General features: G+C 69.9%; 22 protein-coding genes. 13 read left to right on the top strand and 9 right to left on the bottom strand.

What is annotated here, in order from left to right; all coding sequences use genetic code 11:
- Positions 1 to 70 precede the first annotated feature (70 nt).
- The gene (locus tag PYR72_RS33310) at positions 71 to 949 is read right to left on the bottom strand and encodes a hypothetical protein (protein ID WP_275458729.1); all 879 of its coding nucleotides are present in this window, start codon (positions 947 to 949) and stop codon (positions 71 to 73) included.
- 263 nt (positions 950 to 1212) lie between these two features.
- Here PYR72_RS33310 and PYR72_RS33305 point away from each other — a divergent pair, with 263 nt between their 5' ends.
- The 8 genes from PYR72_RS33305 to PYR72_RS33270 all read left to right on the top strand — a co-directional run bounded on the left by PYR72_RS33305 (position 1213) and on the right by PYR72_RS33270 (position 11584).
- Positions 1213 to 2370, top strand: a complete 1158-nt coding sequence (locus PYR72_RS33305; RefSeq protein WP_041669839.1) for a mandelate racemase/muconate lactonizing enzyme family protein — start codon at positions 1213 to 1215, stop codon at positions 2368 to 2370.
- Positions 2367 to 3407: an alcohol dehydrogenase catalytic domain-containing protein gene (locus tag PYR72_RS33300; protein ID WP_275458728.1), complete on the top strand. Its 1041-nt coding sequence runs from the start codon at positions 2367 to 2369 to the stop codon at positions 3405 to 3407. The genes PYR72_RS33305 and PYR72_RS33300 overlap by 4 nt, the downstream gene beginning before the upstream one ends.
- Positions 3408 to 3540: 133 nt before the next feature.
- Positions 3541 to 4509 carry a hypothetical protein gene (locus PYR72_RS33295; protein ID WP_275458727.1) on the top strand — a complete coding sequence of 323 codons (969 nt, stop codon included), beginning with the start codon at positions 3541 to 3543 and terminating at the stop codon, positions 4507 to 4509.
- 136 nt (positions 4510 to 4645) lie between these two features.
- Entirely contained in the window at positions 4646 to 5758 is a 1113-nt protein-coding gene (chvE, locus tag PYR72_RS33290) for a multiple monosaccharide ABC transporter substrate-binding protein (RefSeq protein ID WP_275458726.1), read from the top strand.
- 43 nt (positions 5759 to 5801) lie between these two features.
- A complete protein-coding gene (gene mmsA, locus PYR72_RS33285) occupies positions 5802 to 7352 on the top strand; it encodes a multiple monosaccharide ABC transporter ATP-binding protein (RefSeq protein ID WP_275458725.1) in 1551 nt (516 codons plus the stop codon).
- The gene (mmsB, locus tag PYR72_RS33280; protein WP_275458724.1) at positions 7349 to 8593 is read left to right on the top strand and encodes a multiple monosaccharide ABC transporter permease; all 1245 of its coding nucleotides are present in this window, start codon (positions 7349 to 7351) and stop codon (positions 8591 to 8593) included. Before mmsA ends, mmsB begins: the two co-directional genes overlap by 4 nt.
- A gap of 70 nt (positions 8594 to 8663) precedes the next feature.
- Entirely contained in the window at positions 8664 to 9707 is a 1044-nt protein-coding gene (locus tag PYR72_RS33275) for an aldose epimerase family protein (RefSeq protein WP_275458723.1), read from the top strand.
- Between the two features lie 191 nt (positions 9708 to 9898).
- Positions 9899 to 11584 (top strand): histidinol-phosphate transaminase, encoded by a 1686-nt coding sequence (locus PYR72_RS33270; RefSeq protein ID WP_275458722.1) that lies wholly within the window; start codon positions 9899 to 9901, stop codon positions 11582 to 11584.
- A gap of 127 nt (positions 11585 to 11711) precedes the next feature.
- Here PYR72_RS33270 and PYR72_RS33265 read toward each other — a convergent pair whose 3' ends face one another.
- A complete protein-coding gene (locus PYR72_RS33265) occupies positions 11712 to 12572 on the bottom strand; it encodes a calcium-binding protein (protein WP_275458721.1) in 861 nt (286 codons plus the stop codon).
- A gap of 417 nt (positions 12573 to 12989) precedes the next feature.
- Here PYR72_RS33265 and PYR72_RS33260 point away from each other — a divergent pair, with 417 nt between their 5' ends.
- On the top strand, positions 12990 to 14252 hold the full coding sequence (locus PYR72_RS33260; RefSeq protein WP_275458720.1) for an extracellular solute-binding protein: 1263 nt from the start codon (positions 12990 to 12992) through the stop codon (positions 14250 to 14252).
- Positions 14253 to 14268: 16 nt separating this feature from the next.
- On the opposite strand, the gene PYR72_RS33255 is transcribed toward PYR72_RS33260, so the two are convergent.
- Entirely contained in the window at positions 14269 to 14685 is a 417-nt protein-coding gene (locus PYR72_RS33255) for a hypothetical protein (RefSeq protein WP_275458719.1), read from the bottom strand.
- Positions 14686 to 15033: 348 nt separating this feature from the next.
- On the opposite strand from PYR72_RS33255, the gene PYR72_RS33250 reads away from it, so the two are divergent.
- Both PYR72_RS33250 and PYR72_RS33245 read left to right on the top strand, forming a co-directional pair.
- The gene (locus PYR72_RS33250; RefSeq protein ID WP_275458718.1) at positions 15034 to 15540 is read left to right on the top strand and encodes an ATP-binding protein; all 507 of its coding nucleotides are present in this window, start codon (positions 15034 to 15036) and stop codon (positions 15538 to 15540) included.
- Positions 15541 to 15636: 96 nt separating this feature from the next.
- On the top strand, positions 15637 to 15867 hold the full coding sequence (locus PYR72_RS33245; RefSeq protein ID WP_275458717.1) for a hypothetical protein: 231 nt from the start codon (positions 15637 to 15639) through the stop codon (positions 15865 to 15867).
- A 572-nt stretch (positions 15868 to 16439) separates the two neighbouring features.
- Here PYR72_RS33245 and PYR72_RS33240 read toward each other — a convergent pair.
- From PYR72_RS33240 to PYR72_RS33215, 6 genes are all read right to left on the bottom strand, one after another.
- The gene (locus PYR72_RS33240; RefSeq protein WP_275458716.1) at positions 16440 to 16757 is read right to left on the bottom strand and encodes a DUF6087 family protein; all 318 of its coding nucleotides are present in this window, start codon (positions 16755 to 16757) and stop codon (positions 16440 to 16442) included.
- A 29-nt stretch (positions 16758 to 16786) separates the two neighbouring features.
- Positions 16787 to 17917 carry an ATP-grasp peptide maturase system methyltransferase gene (tgmC, locus tag PYR72_RS33235; protein ID WP_275458715.1) on the bottom strand — a complete coding sequence of 377 codons (1131 nt, stop codon included), beginning with the start codon at positions 17915 to 17917 and terminating at the stop codon, positions 16787 to 16789.
- On the bottom strand, positions 17914 to 18867 hold the full coding sequence (gene tgmB, locus PYR72_RS33230; RefSeq protein ID WP_275458714.1) for an ATP-grasp ribosomal peptide maturase: 954 nt from the start codon (positions 18865 to 18867) through the stop codon (positions 17914 to 17916). The genes tgmC and tgmB overlap by 4 nt, the downstream gene beginning before the upstream one ends.
- Positions 18864 to 19160, bottom strand: a complete 297-nt coding sequence (tgmA, locus tag PYR72_RS33225) for a putative ATP-grasp-modified RiPP (protein ID WP_275458713.1) — start codon at positions 19158 to 19160, stop codon at positions 18864 to 18866. The genes tgmB and tgmA overlap by 4 nt, the downstream gene beginning before the upstream one ends.
- A gap of 325 nt (positions 19161 to 19485) precedes the next feature.
- The gene (locus tag PYR72_RS33220) at positions 19486 to 19746 is read right to left on the bottom strand and encodes a hypothetical protein (RefSeq protein ID WP_275458712.1); all 261 of its coding nucleotides are present in this window, start codon (positions 19744 to 19746) and stop codon (positions 19486 to 19488) included.
- Positions 19743 to 19943 carry a hypothetical protein gene (locus PYR72_RS33215; protein WP_275458711.1) on the bottom strand — a complete coding sequence of 67 codons (201 nt, stop codon included), beginning with the start codon at positions 19941 to 19943 and terminating at the stop codon, positions 19743 to 19745. The genes PYR72_RS33220 and PYR72_RS33215 overlap by 4 nt, the downstream gene beginning before the upstream one ends.
- Positions 19944 to 20510: 567 nt before the next feature.
- Here PYR72_RS33215 and PYR72_RS33210 point away from each other — a divergent pair.
- Together PYR72_RS33210 and PYR72_RS33205 are read left to right on the top strand one after the other, a co-directional pair.
- The gene (locus PYR72_RS33210) at positions 20511 to 21830 is read left to right on the top strand and encodes a hypothetical protein (RefSeq protein WP_275458710.1); all 1320 of its coding nucleotides are present in this window, start codon (positions 20511 to 20513) and stop codon (positions 21828 to 21830) included.
- Between the two features lie 10 nt (positions 21831 to 21840).
- Positions 21841 to 22416 carry a GNAT family N-acetyltransferase gene (locus tag PYR72_RS33205; protein WP_275458709.1) on the top strand — a complete coding sequence of 192 codons (576 nt, stop codon included), beginning with the start codon at positions 21841 to 21843 and terminating at the stop codon, positions 22414 to 22416.
- Positions 22417 to 22428: the final 12 nt, after the last annotated feature.

Raw genomic sequence — 22428 nt, 5'->3', positions numbered from 1 at the left:
AGGGCGGCCGGAGCATGCGGCAGCCCCCGGCGCGGGCCGCGCACCGGGGGCTGTGACCTGCCCGTTCTCTCTAGGAGCACCACCACAGGAACTGCTTGCAGGTCGCCGAAGGACTGGGCTGCGGGGCGGGTTCGTCCGCGGTCGGTCCGGCGGTCGGCCCGTCGGTCTCCTCGGGGTCCGAGGTCGGTTTCCCGGCCGAAGGGGCGGGGCTCGCCGTGGCTTTGGACGCCGACCGGTCCCCGGGGCCGTCACCGTCCTCATCGGTGTCCTCGGCCGCGGACTTCTCGGACTCGGAGGCGGACGGGGAGGCCGACTTGTCCGGCTTCTTCCTGTCCTTCGCCGCGTCGGCCGGCCCGTCCCCCGCGCCGTCACCGGACCGTTCGGAGCCGCCCGCCGAAGCCGTCGGCGAGGCGTCGGAGACGTCGTCGACCGAGGCCGCGCGCGGCTCCTTCGGCGGTGCCTCCATGCCGAGTTCGGCGAGGCTCAGTCCGCCGGCGGCGAGCAGCAGCCCGGCCCCGGCGATGAGCACCCGGCGGCGCCGGCGCCGGTGCGCGGCGGCCTTGCGGTCCCGCCGTCCGGCCCGCGCTCCGCGCCCGCGGCCACGCCCCCGGGACCGGTCCCGGCGCGGGCCGTCCTCCGGGGTGTCGCCCGGGGCGTCCTCCGCGAGGCCGTGCCCGAACTCGGGCGCCTCGCCGTCGAGTTCGTCCACGTCAGGGGCTGCCTGCGCGACCCGTGCCCCGCGGCCCCGGCCACGGGAGCGGGCGCGGCGTCCGCCGGGGCCCGCGGGGGTGGTCCCGGGTTCGAGGTGGGTCTCGTGTTCGTCGGCGGCCGTGTCGTCCCCGGCGGACAGGGCGTCCGGGTGGGTGCGGCACTCTTCGGCCGACGCGCCGCATCCCGAGCAGGAGAAGGCGCCATTGAGGTGCCGTTGGCACGGGTGGCAGTAATCCATGACGCCGGAAGATTATGTTCCGCGGCGGTGACGTTCCCGGGTGGGCCCGTGAAAGTTGTGTAGGAACCTTGTGGACCAGGCGCGCCGGGCCCGGACGGCCGGGACCGCCCGCCCGCCTCCGGGTCTCCGGCCGCCTCGACGCGCAACCGTTGTGGGTTCACCCCATTGACACCCAGACCGGGTCGTCCTTACTGTCGCGATCAGCATTTCGAACGAGCGACGAAATTTCGAACAGACACAGACCACAGAGGACAGGGAGTACCGTGCGCATCACGGGAATCAGCACGCACGTGGTCGGGACGCCGTGGCGGAACCTGACCTACGTACAGGTGCACACCGACGAGGGGCTCACCGGCGTCGGCGAGACCCGCATGCTGGGCCACACCGACGCGCTGCTCGGCTATCTGCACGAGGCCAAGACCAACCATATTCTCGGGTCGGACCCGTTCGCTGTCGAGGACCTCGTCAAGCGGATGAAGTACGGCGACTACGGCCGGGCCGGCGAGATCGTGATGTCGGGCATCGCCGTCATCGAGATGGCCTGCTGGGACATCAAGGGCAAGGCCCTCGGCGTGCCGGTCTGGCAGCTGCTCGGCGGCAAGGTCACCGACAAGGTCAAGGCGTACGCCAACGGCTGGTACACCACCGAGCGCACGCCCGAGGCGTACCACAAGGCGGCGCAGGGCGTCATGGAGCGCGGCTACAAGGCGCTCAAGATCGACCCCTTCGGCACCGGTCACTTCGAGCTGGACCACGAGCAGAGCCTGTACGCCGTCTCGCTGATCGAGGCCGTGCGCGACGCGATCGGGCCGGACGCCGAGCTGATGCTGGAGATGCACGGCCGGTTCTCGCCCTCCACCGCCGTCCGTCTGGCCAAGGACCTGGCGCCCTTCAAGCCCGCGTGGCTGGAGGAGCCGTGCCCGCCGGAGAACCTGAAGGCGCTGGAGAAGGTCGCCGCCAAGGTGGACATCCCGGTGGCCACGGGTGAGCGCATCCACGACCGGATCGAGTTCCGCGAGCTCTTCGAGAGCCAGGCCGTGGACATCATCCAGCCCGACGTCGGCCACATCGGCGGCATCTGGGAGACCCGCAAGCTGGCGGCCACCGCCGAGACCCACTACACGCTGGTCGCGCCGCACAACGTGGGCGGTCCCGTGCTCACCGCAGCCTCGCTGCAGGTCGGCTTCACCTCCCCGAACTTCAAGATCCTCGAACACTTCAACGACTTCGCGGACGCGGAGATCAAGAAGGTCGTCTCGGGGGCCCCGGAGGTCGTGGACGGCTACTTCCACCTGTCCGACAAGCCCGGTCTCGGTGTCGAGCTCGACGTGGACGCGGCGGCGGAGTTCCCGCAGCAGCAGGCCCGCTTCGACCTGTGGGCCGAGGGCTGGGAGCAGCGCAAGCCCAAGGGCAGCCAGTGACCGCCACGCCCGACGCGGCCGGCGCCGGCTCCCCGGCCGCCGCCGTCGTCATCGAGGCGCCGGGCGAGCACCGGCTGGTGCCGCACGAGCCCCGGCAGCCGGCGGCCGGCGAGGCCCTCGTCCGGGTGCACGCCTCCGGGATCTGCGGCAGCGACCGCGAGGTCTTCCAGGGCAACAGGCCGGAGGGGTACGTCCGTTACCCCCTGACGCCGGGCCACGAGTGGTCCGGCACGGTCACCGCGGTCGGTGACGGTGTCCCTTCAAGTCTTGTCGGCCGCAAGGTCGTGGGCGAGGGCTTCCGGAACTGCCAGGTGTGCGACCGCTGCCACGCGGGCGAGACCACGCTGTGCTCGGCCGGGTACGAGGAGACCGGGTTCACCCAGCCCGGCGCGATGGCCACGACCCTCACCCTGCCGGCCCGTCTGCTGCACGTTCTCCCGGACGACGCGGATCTGTCGGCGGCGGCACTGCTGGAGCCGGCCGCGTGCATCGCGGCCGCCGCGCTCAAGGCGAACGCCGTCCCGGGCGAGCGGGTGGCCGTGGTGGGCACGGGAACGCTCGGCATGTTCGCCGTTCAGTTCCTGAAGGCGGCGTCCCCGGCCGAGCTGCTCGTCGTGGGCACCCGGCCGGACCGGGCGGAGCTGTCGAAGCGCTTCGGCGCCACGGACTTCCGCACCAAGGACCAGGAGCTGCCCGGCGACTTCGACGTCGTCATCGAGACCGCCGGGTCGGCGGACGCGGCCACCACGGCCGCCGCCCTGCTGCGGCGCGGCGGCCGGCTGGTCCTGACGGGCATCCCGGCGGCGGGCGCGGACGGGCTCGACCCGACCGACCTGGTCGTACGGCAGCTGGAGGTGCACACGGTGTTCGGCGCGGCGCCAGACGCCTGGGCGCACACCGTGCGGGTCTTCGGAGCCGGGCTGCTGGACCCGCTGCCGCTGGTCACGCACGAGCTGCCGCTGGAGCAGTTCCCGCAGGCCATCGAGCTGGTGGGGTCCGGTGACCCGACCGTCGGAAAGGTCCTGCTGCGGCCATGACACACCCCTGAGCCGTGCGCCGGTACGGGGCCACCTGACGACCTCGTACCGGCGCACATCCACGAGCTTTGTGCACCAAGAGCCGCGAACCTTGTCCGAAATATCGAATCCGATGCAGCCAGAAGGACAGCTTGTGACCGACACCACCGCTCCGGCGCCGCGCCGACCCGGCGAGCAGGCCCTCGCCGCGCTCGGGCTGAACGCACCCGCCCTCGACCCCTCCGACGCCTCCCCGCACTCCTTCCCCGGCGGTGGCCGCTGGCGTACCGAGGTGCCCTCCGTCGAGGGGCCCGAGGCGCTCGGCGTGGTCCTCAAGGAGGCCTCGCGGCTCGACGTGCCGATCCACCGGATCAGCCAGGGCAGCGGCGTGTGGATGCTCACCGACGCCGAGATCACCGAGATGGTGGAGGCGACGGCCGAGCGTGACATCGAGCTCTGCCTGTTCACCGGCCCCCGCGGGACCTGGGACATCGGCGGCTCCACCCGTACCGACTCCAAGGGCGCCGGTCTGCGGGCCCGCGGGCACGACGCGGTCGCCGGGTGCGTCGAGGACGCCGTGCGCGCGACCGAGCTGGGTGTGAAGTGCCTGCTGGTCGCCGACGAGGGTGTGCTGTGGACGCTGCACCGGGCGCGGGTGGAGGGGATCATCCCGGCCGACACGACCTTCAAGGTGTCGGCGCTGATCGGCCCGGTCAACCCGACCGCCTACGCCGTCTACGAGAACCTCGGCGGCGACTCGATCAACGTGCCGAGCGACCTGACGCTCGATCACCTCACCGAGATCCGGCGGGTGTCGGGCGCTCCCATGGACATGTACATCGAGGCGCCCGACGACCTCGGCGGCTATGTGAGGATGTACGAGGTCGCCGAGCTGATCCGGCGCGGCGCACCGATCTACCTGAAGTTCGGCCTGTCGAAGGCCCCCGGGATCTACCCCTACGGGCACCACATGCGGGACCTCACCCTGTCCACGGCGAAGGAACGCGTACGGCGCGGCCGGCTGGCCCTGGATCTCCTCGCGCGGCACGGAGCGGACGGCGACATGGCGCCGCTCGGTACCCGTTTGCCCGGAGATCTGAAGCGCTTCGAAACTCCCTCATAACGAAGCGGACAACTGGCTTCACAGAAGAAGACGCAGTCACACAGAATCCCCCACATCTCCTCTGGCTCCTTTCGGCTCATGAAGCGCCGTCCCCGCCAGAACGTACAGAGCCTTCAAGACATCAAGGATGATGATCATGCGCACTCGCCGAGCCGCACTCGCCGCCATCGCCTCCACCGCCTCTCTCGCCCTGACCCTGACCGCCTGCGGCCAGAACAGTGAGGGTGGCAGCGACGACAAGGGCGGCAGCGCCGAGGGCGGCACGATCGGCATCGCGATGCCGACCAAGTCCTCCGAGCGCTGGATCGCCGACGGCAAGAACGTGGTGACCAACCTCGAGAAGATGGGCTACAAGACCAAGCTGGTCTACGGCGAGGACGACCCGGACCAGCAGGTCGGCCAGATCGAGAACCTGATCACGCAGGGCGTGAAGGCCCTCATCGTCGCCGCCATCGACAACAAGTCGATGAACAACGTGCTGCAGCAGGCCGCCGACGCCGACATCCCGGTCATCTCCTACGACCGTCTGATCCTCGGCACGAAGAACGTGGACTACTACGCCTCCTTCGACAACGAGAAGGTCGGCGAGCTCCAGGGCGGCTACATCGTCGAGAAGCTGGGCCTCAAGGACGGTTCCAAGAAGGGCCCGTTCAACATCGAGCTGTTCGCCGGCTCCAACGACGACAACAACACCCGCTACTTCTTCCAGGGCGCCATGAACGTCCTGCAGCCCTACATCGACAAGAAGCAGCTCGTCGTCAAGTCCGGCCAGACCGAGCTGAACCAGGTCACCACCCTGCGCTGGGACGGCGGCACCGCCCAGAAGCGCATGGACGACATCCTGACCTCGGCGTACAAGAGCGACCGCGTGGACGCCGTCCTGTCCCCCTACGACGGCATCTCCATCGGCATCATCTCCGCGCTGAAGTCGGACGACTACGGCTCCAAGAGCAAGCCGCTGCCGATCGTCTCCGGCCAGGACGCCGAGGTCGCCTCGGTGAAGTCGATCATCGCCGGTGACCAGTCGATGACCGTCTACAAGGACACCCGTGAGCTGGCCAAGGTCGCCTCGAACATGGTCGACGCGCTGCTGAAGGGCAAGAAGCCCGAGGTCAACGACACCAAGACCTACGACAACGGCTCGAAGGTCGTCCCCGCCTACCTGCTGGAGCCGGTCAGCGTCGACAAGTCCAACTACAAGGCGACCGTCGTCGACTCCGGCTACATCAAGGAGAGCGACCTCAACTAGTCAGACGGATCCCCCGACCGACCACTGATTGGAAGGCACGACCATGGCGGGACCCGTCCTGGAAATGCGCTCGATCGTCAAGACCTTTCCCGGCGTCAAAGCGCTGTCGGACGTCACACTGACCGTCCAGCAGGGCGAGGTCCATGCCATCTGCGGCGAGAACGGCGCCGGCAAGTCGACCCTCATGAAGGTCCTCTCCGGCGTCCATCCGCACGGCAGTTACGAGGGCGACATCCTCTTCGAGGGTGAGCCCTGCGAGTTCAAGGACATCAGGGCCAGCGAGCAGCGCGGCATCGTCATCATCCACCAGGAGCTGGCGCTGTCGCCCTACCTCTCCCTCGCGGAGAACATCTTCCTCGGCAACGAGCACGCCAAGGGCGGGTTCATCGACTGGCGGGAGACCCTGCGGCACGGCACCGAGCTGCTGCGCCGGGTCGGGCTCTCCGACCACCCGGACACCCGCGTCGCCGACATCGGCGTGGGCAAGCAGCAGCTCGTGGAGATCGCCAAGGCGCTCTCCAAGAAGGTGAAGCTCCTCATCCTGGACGAGCCGACGGCCGCCCTGAACGACGAGGACAGCGACAAACTCCTCGATCTCATCCTGGAGTTGAAGAAGCAGGGCATCACCTCGATCATCATCTCCCACAAGCTGAACGAGATCCGCAAGGTCGCCGACTCGGTGACGATCATCCGCGACGGCCAGACCATCGAGACCCTCGACGTGAAGGCCGCGGAGACCACCGAGGACCGGATCATCAGCGGCATGGTGGGGCGCGACCTGGAGCACCGCTTCCCGGAGCGCACCCCGCACGAGCCGGAGCTGGGCGCCTCGCCCGCCCTGGAGATCCGCAACTGGACCGTGCACCACCCGATCGACCAGCAGCGCAAGGTGGTCGACGACGTGTCCCTCCAGGTGCGGCGTGGTGAGATCGTCGGCATCGCGGGCCTCATGGGCGCGGGCCGGACCGAACTGGCGATGAACGTCTTCGGCCGCACCTACGGCCGCCACAGCGGCGGCACGGTCCTCAAGGACGGCAAGGAGATCCGTACCCGGACCGTCCCCGAGGCGGTCGAGCACGGCATCGCCTACGTCACCGAGGACCGCAAGCACTACGGCCTCAACCTCATCGACACCATCAACCGCAACATCTCGCTCAGCGCGCTGGGCAAGGTCGCCAAGGCCGGCGTGGTGGACGAGCACGAGGAGCGGAAGGTCGCCGAGCGGTTCCGCAAGTCGATGAACATCAAGGCGCCGACCGTCTTCGAGCCGGTGGGCAAGCTCTCCGGCGGCAACCAGCAGAAGGTCGTCCTCAGCAAGTGGATCTTCGCGGGTCCCGATGTGCTGATCCTGGACGAGCCGACCCGCGGGATCGACGTGGGTGCCAAGTACGAGATCTACACGGTCATCGACAAGCTGGCGGCCGAGGGCAAGGCGGTCGTCTTCATCTCCTCCGAGCTGCCGGAACTGCTCGGAATGTGCGACCGCATCTACACGATGGCCGCAGGGCGGCTGACGGGTGAGTTCTCGCGTGCCGAGGCCACGCAGGAATCGCTGATGCGTCAGATGACGAAGGACAAAGAGGTAACCCGATGAGCACGGACGTGACCGCCAAGAGCCCGGCCCCCGCGCCGCCCGGCAAGAGCGGGACGGCGGCGGGCGGCGGCCTGCTCCAGCTGGTACTGGACGGTATGCGCCGCAACATGCGGCAGTACGGCATGCTGATCGCCCTCGGCCTGATCGTGGCGCTGTTCGCCGTGTGGACCGACGGCGACCTGCTGCTGCCGCGCAACGTGTCGAACCTGGTGCTGCAGAACAGCTACATCCTGATCCTCGCGATCGGCATGATGCTGGTCATCATCGCCGGCCACATCGACCTGTCCGTGGGCTCGCTGACCGCGTTCATCGGCTCGATGGCCGCCGTGTTCATGGTCGACAACGACATAGCGTGGCCGCTGGCCGTGCTGCTGTGTCTGGCCGTGGGCGCCGCGGCGGGAGCCGCACAGGGCTTCTTCATCGCGTATCTCGGCATACCGTCGTTCATCGTGACCCTGGCGGGCATGCTGGTCTTCCGCGGTCTCACCGAGATCTTCCTCAAGGGCCAGACCCTCGGCCCGTTCCCGGAGGGCCTGCAGAAGGTCGCCAACGGCTTCCTCCCCGAGGTCGGCCCGGAGACCAACTACCACAACCTCACGCTGCTGCTGGGCTTCGCCCTCATCGGATTCGTGGTGCTCCAGGAGTTCCGCGACCGGCGCCGGCAGCAGGAGTTCGCGCTCGACGTGCCGCCGATGAACCTGTTCGTCCTCAAGCTCGTCGCGATCTCCGCGGCCCTGCTCACCGTCACCATGCTGCTCGCCAGCTACAAGGGCGCCCCGATCGTCCTGCTGATCCTCGGCGCGCTCGTCGTCGGCTTCGGCTACGTGATGCGCAACGCGATCATCGGCCGCCACATCTACGCCATCGGCGGCAACCTGCCCGCCGCCAAGCTGTCCGGTGTGAAGGACAAGAAGGTCACCTTCCTGATCTTCCTCAACATGGGCATGCTGGCCGCGCTGGCCGGTCTGGTCTTCGCCGCACGCTTCAACGCGGCGTCCCCGAAGGCGGGCCTCAACTTCGAGCTGGAGGCCATCGCGGCGTCCTTCATCGGCGGCGCGTCGATGAGCGGCGGCGTCGGCACCGTCCTCGGTGCGATCATCGGTGGTCTCGTCCTCGGTGTTCTCAACAACGGTATGAACCTCGTCGGCATCGGCACCGACTGGCAGCAGGTCATCAAGGGCCTCGTCCTGCTGGCGGCCGTCGGATTCGACGTGTGGAACAAGCGCAAGGGCGGCAGCTGACCGCACGGCAAGGGGGCCTCGCCGAACCGGCGGGGCCCCTTTCCCATGGGAGAAAGGCGGGACCCCACCCGTGAAGGAACTCTTCGGCACGCTCTCCGACGGCACCGAGATCCACCGCTGGTCGCTGGAGAACGGCGGCACCCGGCTGAAGGTCCTGTCGTACGGCGGGATCGTGCAGTCCCTGGAGACCCCGGACCGCGACGGCCGGTACGCGAACATCTCCCTGAACCTCGGCACCGTCGAGGAGTACGTCGCCGGGTCGCCCTACTTCGGCGCGCTGATCGGCCGGTACGGCAACCGGATCGGCGCGGGCCGCTTCACGCTCGACGGCGAGACGTTCGAACTGCCCGCGAACGACGGCGCGAACAGTCTGCACGGCGGGACGGACGGCTTCGACCGGGCCGTGTGGGACGTCGAGCCGTTCACGGACGGCACCGACGTGGGCCTGCGCCTGACCCGCCGAAGCGCGGACGGCGAGATGGGCTACCCCGGCACCCTGGACGTGCGGGTGACCTACACCCTCACCGAGCGGGGCGAGTGGCGCATCGACTACGAGGCCACCACCGACCGGGCCACGGTCGTCAACCTCACGAACCACGTGTACTGGAACCTCGCGGGCGAGGGCAGCGGCTCGGTCCTCGACCACGAGCTGACGATCGCCGCCGCCCGCTACACCCCGGTCGGCCCGGGCCTGATCCCCACCGGTGAACCGGTGCCGGTCGCGGGCACCCCCTTCGACTTCCGCACGGGCAAGGCGGTCGGCGACGACCTGCGCACGGCCGACCGGCAGCTGCTGCACGCCAAGGGGTTCGACCACAACTGGGTCCTGGACAAGGGGGTCACCGCCGAGCCGGAGTGGGCCGCCACCCTCACCGACCCGGCGTCCGGCCGCACCCTGCGGATCTCGACCACCGAACCGGGGCTGCAGTTCTACTCCGGCAACTTCCTCGACGGCACGCTCGTGGGAGGCTCCGGGAGGATCTACCGGCAGGGCGACGCGCTGTGCCTGGAGACCCAGCACTTCCCCGACTCGCCGAACCAGCCGTCGTACCCCTCGACGGTGCTGCGCCCCGGGGAGACCTACCGGTCCACGACCCTCCACACCTTCGGCTGACCGCGGCCCGGCCTGCCGGCGCCGGCGCCAGGGTCTTCACAGACGGCTCACATGTTCTTACCGAAATCTCAGCGGTTGAACGGAACCCTTCCGGCCCCCGTATGTAAGGGCGGCCCGTGCTCCCCCGCACGGGCCGCCCTTAGTCGTCGGGCCCGGCCGTCCCCAACGGGCCCGCCCCCTACGGAGGTTCCATGTCCGACAACGTCACCTCGCTGTTCCGCAGCACCGCGGCGCACAGCCCCTCGATGGCTGCGCTGACGCGTGAGGGCGGCGACGGGGTGGGGCCGGTGGACTTCTGTATCCCGTGCAACCCGTACTTCCCCACGCCCGCCATGTTCGACGACATGGCGAGCAGGCTGCGGGACATCATCACGTACTACCCGAGCAGCGCCGACACCATCACCGCCGAGCTGTGCAACCTGCTCCAACTCCCGCCGCAGTGCGTGGCGATGGGCAACGGCTCGACCGAACTCATCACCTGGCTCGACCATCTGATGGTCCGTGAGTCCCTCGCCGTCCCCGTCCCCACCTTCGGCCGCTGGACCGACCAGCCGATGGAGACCGGCAAGCGGGTCGACATGTTCCCGCTCCAGGAGTCCAGCGGCTTCGCCCTCGACCTCGCACAGTACGCCGAGTTCATCCGGGCCCGCGGCACCCGGGTCGCCGTCATCTGCAACCCGAACAACCCCGACGGCGGCTTCCTGCACCGGCACGCGTTGGTGCAGTTCATGGACGCGATGGCCGACCTGGACCTGATCGTCATCGACGAGTCCTTCCTGGAGTTCGCCGACGCCGAGTCCGAGCCGTCCACGGTCCAGGACGCGGTCATGCGGCCCAACGTGGTCGTGCTGCGCAGCCTCGGCAAGAACTTCGGCCTGCACGGCATCCGCTTCGGCTATCTGGTCGCCAACCCGGCGCTGGCCGGCAAGGTCCGCTCGATGCTGCCGAAGTGGAACCTCAACTCCTTCGCCGAGCACGTGGTGTTCATGCTGAAGAACCACGGCGCCGAATACATGGAGAGCCTGCACCAGGTCCGCCGCGACCGGCTGGACATGGCCCGCCAGCTCTCCGCCCTCCCCGGGCTGACGGTCTACCCGTCGCAGGGGAACTTCCTCTTCGTGCGTCTGCCCGTGGGCGCCGAGGGCACCGTGGTCCGCGACCGGCTGCTCACCGAGCACCGGATCCTGGTCCGCGAGTGCGGCAACAAGGTCGGCTCGTCCAGTCGCTTCCTGCGACTCGTGGTCCGGCCCCAGGTCGACGTGCGTCGCCTGGTGTCCGGCCTGGAGTCGGTTCTCTACGGGTCCAGGAGGGGAGCCGCCGTACCCGAGCTGGGCACCGGGACCAGCTACAGCTCGGGTACGGCGGCCGTGGACCGGCTGATGAGCGAGACCAACGGCACGGGCATGCACAACCTCGCCGCACAGGCCATGAGCATGCCGGCCCCGGCGCCCGCGTCCTCCATGCAGTTCGCCTCCCCCGCGCCGACGCCGGCGCCCGCGCCCGCTCCGGCGCCCGTTCCCGCCGCCGCGTCCATGCAGTTCGCGTCGCCCGTCCCCGCCCCGGCACCCGCTCCGGCTCCGGCTCCGATGCCGATGCAGTTCCCGGCCCCGGCACCCGCTCCGGCCCCGATGCCGATGCCGGTCCCCGCTCCGGCACCGATGCCCGCCGCACCGGCCGCCGCCATGCCGGTTCCCGGTCTGCAGCCCGTCGCCCAGACCGGCATGCCCGGCCTCGCGACCGCCGCCCAGAACCGCCGCACCATGGGCGCGGCCCAGGGCCTCACCGCCGCCCAGGTACGCGGCCGCACCCAGCCGGAGCCCCTGGAGGAGCCCCAGGGGTGGCCCGCGGCCGGCGCGGTGTACAACCAGGTGGGGTGAGCCGGACCGCCCCCTGAAGGACCCCATGGGGCGACGCCCCCGACGGACCGCCCAGGCCCTGTCGGGGGCGTCGCCCTGTCCGCGTCTCCCGGCCGCGCGGCACCGCCCGGCCGGAAGGCGGGGTGCGTCAGTTCTGGTGGAGCTTGTCGCGGCCGGGCCCGCCGGAGAGGGTGTCCCTGCCCCTGCCGCCGTACAGGACGTCGTCGCCGCTGTTGCCCTGGAGCCTGTCGTCGCCGTCCTCGCCGTACAGCCTGTCGTCGCCCTTGCCGCCGTGCAGGGCGTCGGCGCCGGCCCGGCCGCGCAGGATGTCGTCGCCGGAGTCGCCGTACAGGCCGTCGGATTCGGCGCCGCCCGTGAGCGTGTCGTCGTCGGCGCCGCCGTGGCAGGCGTAGGAGCAGTCGCTGAGGACGTCGTCACCGCGTCCGCCGAAGGAGCCGAGGCCCCACACGCCACCGCCGCCGTCGATCCGGTCGTCGCCGTCCTCGCCGTGCAGCACGACGGACCGGTTGCCGAGCAGGACGTCGTTGCCGGCGCCGCCGTAGATCGTGGCGTACGCGGAGTTGGCGGCGGTGATCGTGACGGTGTCGTTCCCGTCGCCGAGGCCGACGTCGTAGATGTCCGTGTCGTCGGAGTTCATCGGGATCGGGACCGCGCACTCGGCGACGGTGCGGTCGGCCGGCTGCGGGTAGGTGCACTCCTTCGCGGCGAGGGTGATGGCGTACCGGTCGTTGAAGGTCAGCACGTAGTCCGCCTCCCACTCCGTCCGCTCCACGATCTTCGCCGACACCGTCAACCGGTTCGCCTGGCCGGGCGCTGCCTTGAACCACAACTCGCCCTTGTCGTGCACGAGGGAGGCGGCGGGCGCGGGGGCGGCCAGGGCGGGGGACGCGGTGAGCGGGACGCAGGCCAGGGCGAGCATGAGGGCGGCGCCGACAGCGGCGGCGGGGGCGGTGACGGCTCTGTGCCTGGGCAGTCCACGGGTGGGCATGGCGGGGTTCTCCTTAGCTGAGCGCCGGAACGAGCACCCGGTACGACCCGGCTCCGGAACCGGGGGTTGTGGCGAAACGCCGTTCCGCAGGCCCCCGTTGGGCGGTTTCATCCGGGATACGTCCGCGATACCTCCGCAGGAGTCCGGGAGTTCACCCGGTGGCCACCGAGCGGGCCGGACCCCGGCCGGCCGGCTGAACGGCGGGGGCGCCGGCCGCGTACCTCCTGTCGGCGGTGGCGCGCCCCGGTCACGTCGCCGGTCGTGCCCCCGGTCACGAGGCCACTCCGTCACGCCGTCGGAACCAGAACGCAACGCCCACGGCGCCCCGCACATCCCTGCGCGCCCTACGATCAAGCCCCGTCGCAACTCCGTACCCGCCCGTGCCGGGTGCGGCCGAGAGCTGGAGGTGGGTGGACCGTGCGCCACAACGCCCGGACGATCGTGGCGGTCACGGCCGCGCTGGGGCTGGCGGCCGGGCTGTCCGGCTGCGGCGGCGGCGCGGACGCCGAGTCGAGGACGGTCTCCCTGACCGTCGTCGCGACCAACTACGGCGACAGCGTGCGCAAGAACTCCGAGGGCTACTGGGACCGGGTCACCCTGGCGTTCGGCGCCGCGCACCCCGGCATCGACGTGGACGTGCGCGTCTACGGCCCGGACGAGGTCGAGGAGAAGGTCGCGAAGCTCGTCGAGCGGGGTGAGGCGCCCGACATCGTGCAGACGGACAGCTACTCCGAGTACGCCGCGCGGGACCTGCTCTACAGCGCGGACGAGGTACTGTCGGTCCAGGTCCAGGCCTCCTTCGTCCGCAGTCTCGCGAACGCCGGGGAGATGGACCGGGCGCAGTACGGCCTGCCGTTCACCGCGAGCACCCGCCTGCTCTACTACAACAAGGACCTGTTCGCGCGGGCGGGCCTGAAGCCGCCGAAGACCTGGGACCAACTCCAGTCCGCCGCGCGGGCGTTGAAGGCGCAGGGGGTGAAGTACCCGATCGCCGTGCCGCTGGGACCGGAGGAGGCGGAGGCCGAGACGCTGATGTGGCTGCTGGCCGGTGACGGCGGCTACACCGACTCCACGAACCGCTACGACATCGCCTCCCCCGCCAATGTGGCGACGCTGACCTGGCTGAAGGAGAACCTGGTCGGCGAGGGTCTCACCGGCCCGGTCCCGCCCGGCGAACTGAACCGCGGCGAGGCCGTCGACGCCTTCCTCACCGGTGACGCGGCCATGGTCAACGCCCCGCTGTCGCTGGTCCGTCAGATCGCGGACTCCTCCGACTCCGTGCCCTACGGCGCGGTGCCGCTGCCGAGCCGCGACGGGAAGGAGACCCCCACGATGGGCACGGCGGACTGGGTCGTCGCCTTCCGCAACGACGACCACCGCGCCGCCATCGGGGAGTTCCTCGACTTCCTCTACACCGACAAGTACGTCACCGAGCAGGCCGCCCAGTACGAACTGCTCCCCGTCACGACCTCCGCCGCCGACGCGATGCGCGCGGACAAGGCCCACCGGGCCCTGTGGAGCGGCCTCGACACCCTGCAGAACCTCCGCCTCTACCCCGTCGCCGAGACCGACTGGTCCGAGGTCGCCGCGGCCGTCCGGGCGCGCATCGGCGGGGCGGTGAACCCCCAGGGGAACCCGCGGAAGGTGCTGGAGTCGATCGCGCGGGTGACGGGCAAGTAGCGGCGGGCGGGGAAGGTCAGGGGCCCGTCGGCGCGGAACCGGCGCGGTCGGCGCCGACGGGGCCGGGGCGATCGGTCAGGTCGGGGCGATCGGTCAGTTCGGGGCGCTCGTCGCGACCGGGGTGTTCGTCGGGGCCGGGGTGTTCGTCGGGGCCGGGGCGTTCGGGTCGGTCCGGTGGTGCCAGCAGATGTGTCGCCATCCCGGCCGCGACCAGGCCCGACGCGAGGAGCAGGCCCTGCGGCAGCACCATGCCCATGACCAGCATCGCCAGCGAGACGGCCAGGAGGGCCCAGGCACGGCCGCGTCGCCGGCGGTACGCACGCGGCGGGCGGGGACGCGGGCGGGGACCCTCCGTGTGCGGGCCGTCGCGCGCCGTCCCCTCCCTCGGAGCGATCGGCGGGGCGTGCGGGGGTTCGGTGCCGGACTGCGTCATGACTCCTCCCTCCGGACCGGTGAGCGGGTGTACCGCCACGGTCACACGCGGCCTCCCGGCGCCACCATCGGGTCGAGCACCCATTTCCGCGCGGACCGGACCCCACGACGGACCGGGCGGATGGGCAGCGCCACCGATGGACACCGGCGGACCGCACCCCGCCGCCGGGCCCCAGCCGATCGATGAACGCAAACCGATCAGCCGAGGTCGGGCGGAACCGATCACGATTCGATCGAATACACACGGTTTTGACCAGGCACGATGCCCTCTCGATCTCCTGGGTACACATCGAACGAACACGGCTAGCGTGGGCGGGGTGCGGCAGTTCACCTTTGACGCCCAGCACCCGTGCTCGTACCCATCGAGTCCCATCGAGAGGAGGCGGCCGTGATGCCGGGCGGGGAGACGGACAGCGGTACAGGAACGATCGGCGGCCCGGGCCGCGAGGCCCCAGGCCGCGCCCCCGGGACCCTCTTGCTGAAGCGGCACTTCACGGGCGAGAACCTGCCCCAGGTACGCGTCCAGGTGGAGGACACGGCCGCGGCGGCGGGCCTCGGCGGCGTCCGCCTCGGCGAGTTCACGCTCGCGGTCAGCGAGATCGCCACCAACGCGGTCGAGCACGCCGGCGGCCAGGGCCGGCTCGAACTGCGCCGCCTCCCCCATGAACTGGAGTGCCGCATCACCGACAGCGGCCCCGGCTTCGTCCCCGCCATCCCCGAACTCCTCCCCGGCCTCACCGGCACCTGCCCCGGGCGCGGCCTCTGGCTCGCCCACCTGGTCACGGACCGCCTGACGGTGACGACAGACCTGACGGGGGCCGGGGCGGAGGTGACATTGGCCGTGCGGTTGTGGTGAGGGACGACGACGGCTCCGCCCGACAGCCGCCGGTCCATCAGGCAACCGGCCCGGTGGGTGGGACCGGGCCGACGGGGGCCGGATACCGTTCCCGCCATGAAGATCGTCATCTGGTCGGCTCTCTCGCTGTTCCTCATCGTCTGCGCCATGGGCGGCTTGCTCAGCGCCGCAAACGGTCACAACGCCCCAGACGTTATCCGTGGCCTGGTCGTCAGCGCCTTGTTCTCTTGGGGGGCTTGGGTCAGTTGGAAGAAGGCATCTCGCCCCCGGATGCCAGGAATGACCTCTACCTACGAACCGCGCCAGAGACCGTGGCGCCGACGCTGACTCCGCTGCCGGACACCACTCCGAACCTGCCGACACCCGCCAGACCGACGACACTCGAAAAGTGTCCGTCTCCTCCGGGCCCCGTGCGCCTGGTGGTCGCCGTTGGTCGTCCTAAGGGCTTACGGGAGGCTCGGAGATCCGTCGCGCCCATTCCTCGATGACCTGCGGGACGACACCTTGAGCGTCCTCGTCCCGTAGTGCTTCGACAAGTGCTCGATGCACTACGGCATACGGCTGTCCAGAGTGCGAGGCGCGGGTCCGGTCGACCGCCCGCTCGATCTTCGCGAGGTGGGCCGCCACGAGTGGCATCGCCTTCTCGTACTCGCTGGGATCTGTGGCCACGGGATCAATCGATCAAGGCGGCGCGCCGAGGTCAAGGCCAAAGGTCGGCCATCGGCTCGTGGTTCGTCGGCGTCCCGGGTGACGCGCTGGACGACGCGGAGCAGACCGCTGAAGCGATGGCACACCAGGGCGAACGCATCTTCAGCGTCCTCCTCGGCGGACACGGCCATCTACATCGCTCTGGGCGGCAGTCCCCACCTGGCAGAAGGCAGCCACGAGCGCGTGGGCCGTCAGGGCTTACGGTGACGTCCTCGGCCGGGCCCGAGGCCAGGGTGGGCGGGCCGGCCGTCCGGCTCGTTCTCGGGCGCGGGGGTGGCCAGGTGACCGAGGAACTCTCGGGCGGCATCCGCGTTCGAGGCGACGCCGACGGTCACCCATGCGTGCCCGTCCCATTCGAGCAGGGCACGCGGGGCATCGGGGGCAACGTGCGAGGCGCGGGCTCCGTCGGCGAGGGGAACGGCGCGGCGTGTGCCGGTCATCTCCCGTTCCGCCGCCCGACGTCGGTCTCTTCGGGCAACCCACTCGTGCAGGGACTCCTCTTCCGCCATCGCCCGCGCCCTCCTGGTGCTCGTTGCCGTCAGACCTTGGACCAGGTCACGGTCTGTCCGTCAGGGGTGACGGTCACCTCGAAGCGATCGAGTCCGGGAGCGCCGTCAGCACGCCATTGGGTCACAGTCTCCTCGATGTCGTCCCACAGGCGCACGGGGCCGCCCTGCCGTACGGTCCAACCGGCACCGTCCTGGACGAGAGCGGCCCAGGCGCCCGCGCCGACGTCGACCAGCAGGTGTTCGGTTCGGCCGTCCAGGTCGAGGCTGAGACGCTGCGCGCGGGGTGCCGCGAGTTGAGCGACGAAGCGCGTGTCCCAGTCGTCCAGGCAGTCAGCGGCGAGCGGAGTCGCGCGTTCGTCGTCGCTGTCGTCCAGATCCGGCAGCAGGCCCAGCGGGGGTGGGAGCTGGGGCCGGGCGATCATGAAGGAGATGTGGCCGTCGAGGAGTCGACCGCGGGCGGTGCCGTCCTCATCCACGGTGAGGCGGGCGAGTTCGGAGGAGTGGAGCCAGCCTCCGAGGGTGGCGAGGATGATCCCGCCGGGCCGGGTCTGCTCCACCCACGCATACGGCAGCTCCGTGACGCCGCATGTGGCGATCACCCGGTCGTACGGGGCACCGTCCGGATGACCGGCCAGCCCGTCGCCCACCACCAGAAGCGGTGCGAACCCGGCGTGCCCCAATGGGACACGCGCACGGGCGGAGACCTCCGGGTCGACCTCCATGGACGTCACGAGGTCGTCCCCGATCCGGTGACAGAGAAGGCCGGTGGAGTAGCCGGTGCCGGTTCCGATCTCCAGCACGCTGTGCCCGTCTTCGACCTGGAGGTCTTCAAGCATGCGAACGACGAGGCCGGGCAGGGTGCTGGATGACGTGGGTTCACGCAGGATCTCCCCGTGGATGTCGCGAGGTGCGATGGTTCCGGCGATCTGGGTGACGAGGGAGTCATCGTCGTAGCAGCGACCGAGCCATCGGGAGGCATCGGGAAGAACGGGTCGCCAGGCGGTCCGCCCCGGGCCCTCGACGCGTTCGAAGAAACCGCCGCGCAGGAACTCGTGCCGGGGCACGGCCTCGACGGCGGCTCGCCACAGATCGGTACGCATCTGACCGCTCGCGGCCAAGCGTTCGGCGAGCGCGAGACGGAGCCCCTTGTCGTCGGTCACGTCGTGGTCTTCCTCTCCAGGAGGTCTGCCAGGGCCGCGCACATCGGCAGACCCGTCTCGGCTTCCAGCCAGTACCACTGGCCGGAGGGGTTGCACTCAAGGAACCACCATTGCCCGTCTTCGGCCACACAGAAGTCGAAAGCCCCGAAGACGAGCCCGAAGTGGTCCAAGTAGTGGCGGAGAGCCGGCACGATTCCGCGCGGCGGCTCCGCAGGGCTGTAGGCCAGTCGGTCGTAGTCGGTGCGCCAGTCCAAGAGGTCCGAGTCGATCCGGACGCAGAACACTTGATCACCGATGACGGTCACCCGTACGTCGGCGGTCTTGGGGATACGTCTCTGGAACAGGTGGGCCGTGCCCGCCACACCGTCGTCGACGTCCGCTGCGGACACCTCGGCGACCTTCACGACGTTCGAGACGCCATCGACTCGGTAGACAGGGTTGTGCAGCGGCTTGTAGATGACCGAGCCGTGCCGCGCGATGAAGGCCCGAGTGGCTTCGGGGCTGGAGGTGACGAGCGTGGGCGGCACCAGGAAGCCGGCCTCCACGGCTGCGGCCAGACCGGACGGTTTGAACTCCGCGTCTCCGATGCGGTGGGGATGGTTGACGTAGAGGCAGCCAGGCAGTGATGCCAGCACTCCGCCGAGCCCGTATCGGGCCTGGGTGATGGCGAACCGCGCGTCCTGCTCGTCGAGGTGCAGGAAGGCGAACCCGGTCGGCCGACGGTAGAAGAGGGCACGGATGTTGGCCAGGTCGGCGGTGCGGGACGGGGTGAGGAGACGGCCCTGGATGCCGTGCGGGGTGATCTCCGCCTCCACCGACAGTGATGCGGGAAAGTCCCCCGAGTCGAGCCGCACGACAGGGATGTCCCGGTCGTGCAGCTCGCGGATCACCACGTCGGCGGTGGGGTCGTGCAGGCTGGTGACGACCAGCACCGGACGCGGGTCATTCACTGGTCGCTGTCACTCCCGGTATCGGTGTCCGTGGCGCCCTGGTTCTGCCCGTCGGGGCTGGTGCCGGTGGAGGGGCTGGTGCCGGTGCTGGTGCCGTGGCCCGGCATCTCCATGACCTGGTCGGCCGCGTCGAAGAACACGGCGGTCTGGGTGGCCGGGTCCAGACGGACGGTCGTGTACGCGGGGGCCATGGTGGGGTAGGGCGCCATGCGGCCGACTCCCCATGGCGGCGGGGTGATGGTTCCCTGCGGGACCGCCGTGCTCGTGGGCAGACGGTCGGAGTGGACGAACATGCTTCTCCTCTGTGTCGCGGGTAGCACCCGCCTGGGGTGGTCCTGGACCTTGCTTCTGTCGTCGAGGCCCGAAAGGGCCGGGCCCCAGCGCCATTTCCGCCCGCCCCGTGGTGCTCGGTCGGACGGAGATGGCTGCCTGCCCAACGGCCGGGACCGAACCAGCAACCGGGCCGCCGGGCAAGGGCCTTGGGACAGCACCGCCGAGACCCGACGGCGGGCCGGGGTCGCGATTGATTGCGTCTCGGTCGGATGAGCAGACCGAGAAGGAGGCCGTAGGCGTCATCTCCACGGCGCGAGGACGCCTGCGGCCCCGACGCCCGGAAAGCTAGGCGCGTCCCACGATGTGCGCCATCCCAGGCGAGACCTGAACCGACTGACGGCAGTCCGGTGCGGATGGACGAGGTACCTCGCCGTCCAGGGCTCGACAGAGAGCGGCATGCAGGTGTTCCGCCTCGGCGAGGGTGAGGTTCAGTTCGGCGTCCGTGGCGTGGCCGTCGGTGAGGAACAGACGCAGGGGGACAGCGAGGTGATTGTCGTCGGTGCGGCGTACGGGGCGGCCTGGCGGGCGTTGGATGGTCCAGGTCATGGCGTCGTCCTTCCGGTGCGGGCGAGGCGGTACGTGCCCCACAGTTGGCGTCCGGCCTCGCAGCCGTCCTGGGCCTTGGGGGTGCCCTTGCAGCCGTCGGCGCACTTGCGGGTGTGCTCGAACCACAGCCGGTAGGCGCGCAGCATGGGCATCCCGGAGCGGGAAGCGGTGGGCCGCTCGTTCTGAACGTTGTTCATCGGTATGCCTCCTCGGCGACCCGCGCTGCGGCTCGTGCGCGTTGGCGTACTTCGGGTGGGAGGAGATAGATGCCCACGAGGGTGCTGGTGATCTCGTCGGCTGTGATGGCGGGGAGATGCCTGGGCGACCTTCGGCACGAACCGCGGCGGCGGCGAGCGCTCGCGAGGATCGCGGCCCACATCTCGGGAGATGGCTGGGGCACGGGCGGCCTCTGGACAGGTTCCGAAGCCGCGGCACAGGCAGTGCTGCTGGTTTCCGGTGGGCTGAAGAGCATCGCCCTCACCCAAGCAAGTACTCGTGCCACAAGGTGCATCGTCGGGTCTCCTCGTTGGACGGCCATGCCTCTGGCCATGTAGGCGCTCGCCAGGGAACTTGCTTGCCGGGTGCGGCTCACCGCACCGCCATCCAGGCAATCAGCAGACGAAAGGCGACTGCGATGCCGGAGTGATGCAAGAACGATGAAATTCGACTTGGAGAGGGTGAACTCACGACAAGGGCGGGGCACATTCGACATGTGAGCAGTACTGTCGCCGAATTCGTCATGTTGGACATCGTCCGGAGCCGGTATGGCTGATCGCCACAAGATCCCGAACCCTCAACTGCGCACGGTGCGCGAGGGTGATTTTCAGATGTCCCGCCAGGAGTTCGCACAGATGGTCGTGGCCACTGGCGAGGAGATGGGGGAGGTCGTCGCCTGCAGTTCACGTCTGGTGGCCGCGTGGGAGGACGGCGAGGTCCGACTGCCACGGGGTGTCTACCGACGCATCCTCACTCGGCTCACCGGACGCACCATGCGGGAGTTGGGCTTTGACCTCGACACCTCGGCACAGCGCGTCGCATCCCCTGTAGCCGTCCGAGGGCGCGTACGGATAAATCCGGTCGACCGCCGCGCATTCCTCACCGACAGCGTCGGCGCGGCGCTGACGTTACTCCCTCTCGTCCTGACGGAGAGCACCGAGAAACCGCCGGGAAGGGTCGGGGAAAGTGACGTCCAGCGCCTGCACCGAACAGTCGGCACGATCTACGCGCACGACCACGATCACGGTTCCTCCGCCCTACTGCGCAGCGACGCGGGTGCAGCACTGGACACGGCATACGACTGGTTGCAGAGCGGATCATTCACCGAGACGACCGGGCGGAGGTTGCGCTCGACCACCGGACATTTGTCCATCGCCGCCGGGTGGCTCAGCTACGACTCCGGCCACGCCGCCGACGCCCGCTCGCTCTACAGCGAAGCCCTGGCAGCGGCGAGGTTGGCAGATGACCCTGGGCTGGAAGGACATGCGTTCGGTTGTCTCTCCCTGCTCGCCAAGGCCAGCGGGCGGCCCAGAGAAGCCGTATCCGCCGCTCAAGGGGCACAGAACGCGGTCCACACCTACGGCTCCGCCCGGATGCTCAGCCTGTTCTCGATGCGCGAGGCGGGTGGTTGGGCCTTGCTCGGCGACGCCGAAGCGACGGATCGGGCCATCGTCCGCGCCCACGATCTCTACGCCGAGGGACCTGCCGAGGCGGACCCGGACTGGCTGGAGTTCTACACCCCAGCCGAACTCGCCGGACTGGAGGCACTTGCCCGCGCCGACCTCAATCAGCACGAAAGGGCCGCCGCCGGAGCTGAACAGGCCGTCATGCTGCATGGTGACCGGTTCACCCGGAACAAGGCCTTGTACACAGCAGACATCGCGATCCAACATGCAGTAAGCGACCGCCCAGAACCAGAAGCCGCCGCCGAAGCCGCCCAACGGGTTCTCACCTATGTGCCCCAGGTGCGTTCCGACCGCCTACTCCAGCAGTTGCAGAACGTGGAGAGCGCACTCCAGCGGCACGCGCGGCTCCCTGCGATCGCCGACTGGCTGGAGGAGTACCGAACCATCGTCCGCACTGGCTGAGGAGTACACGGTGACCACCCCGAGCACCCGCGCCGATATCGTCATCCGGGCCTACGGACCCGGCCGCGTCCCGCCGCTCATGGACGTCGTCGCCGACATCTGGGCCGACGCGCACCCGGAGTTGGTCGGCAAGGCAGGGGCCCAGAAGCTCGGCCTGTCCGTGCCCGCGCTTCGGCGTCAGCTCTCCGGGCATCTCAGACGTCCGGGCTTCACCCTGGTCGTCGCGTACGCCGCCGGTACGGCGGTCGGGTTCGGGTACGGCTTCCCGTGCGACGCGGCGTACTGGTTCGGCGACGACCTGGTCGCGCAGGTGCCCGAGGGGGCCCGGACCGAGCGGCTGATGGGTCTGTGTGAACTCGCCGTACGTCCGCCCTGGCAGTCCCGGGGCATCGGATCGCACCTCCACGCCGAACTCCTCAAGGCCATCGCCCCGGTCTGGTCGTCCCTCCTCGCCCTGCCCTCCAACCGACGTGGACAGGACCTGTACGCCCGACTCGGTTACGAGTACGCGGGCGCGTACCGCAACACGCCCGACGGCCCCGAGTTCGACCTGCTGCTCCTGCGGGTGGGGGCGCGGTCCGGGTGATGGCCGGCTGCT

This window comes from Streptomyces sp. VNUA24, assembly GCF_029167005.1.
GTDB classification, from domain to species: domain Bacteria; phylum Actinomycetota; class Actinomycetes; order Streptomycetales; family Streptomycetaceae; genus Streptomyces; species Streptomyces scabiei.
The sequence above is the reverse complement of the archived record's forward strand: the minus strand, read 5'-3'. Positions and strand labels throughout refer to the sequence as shown.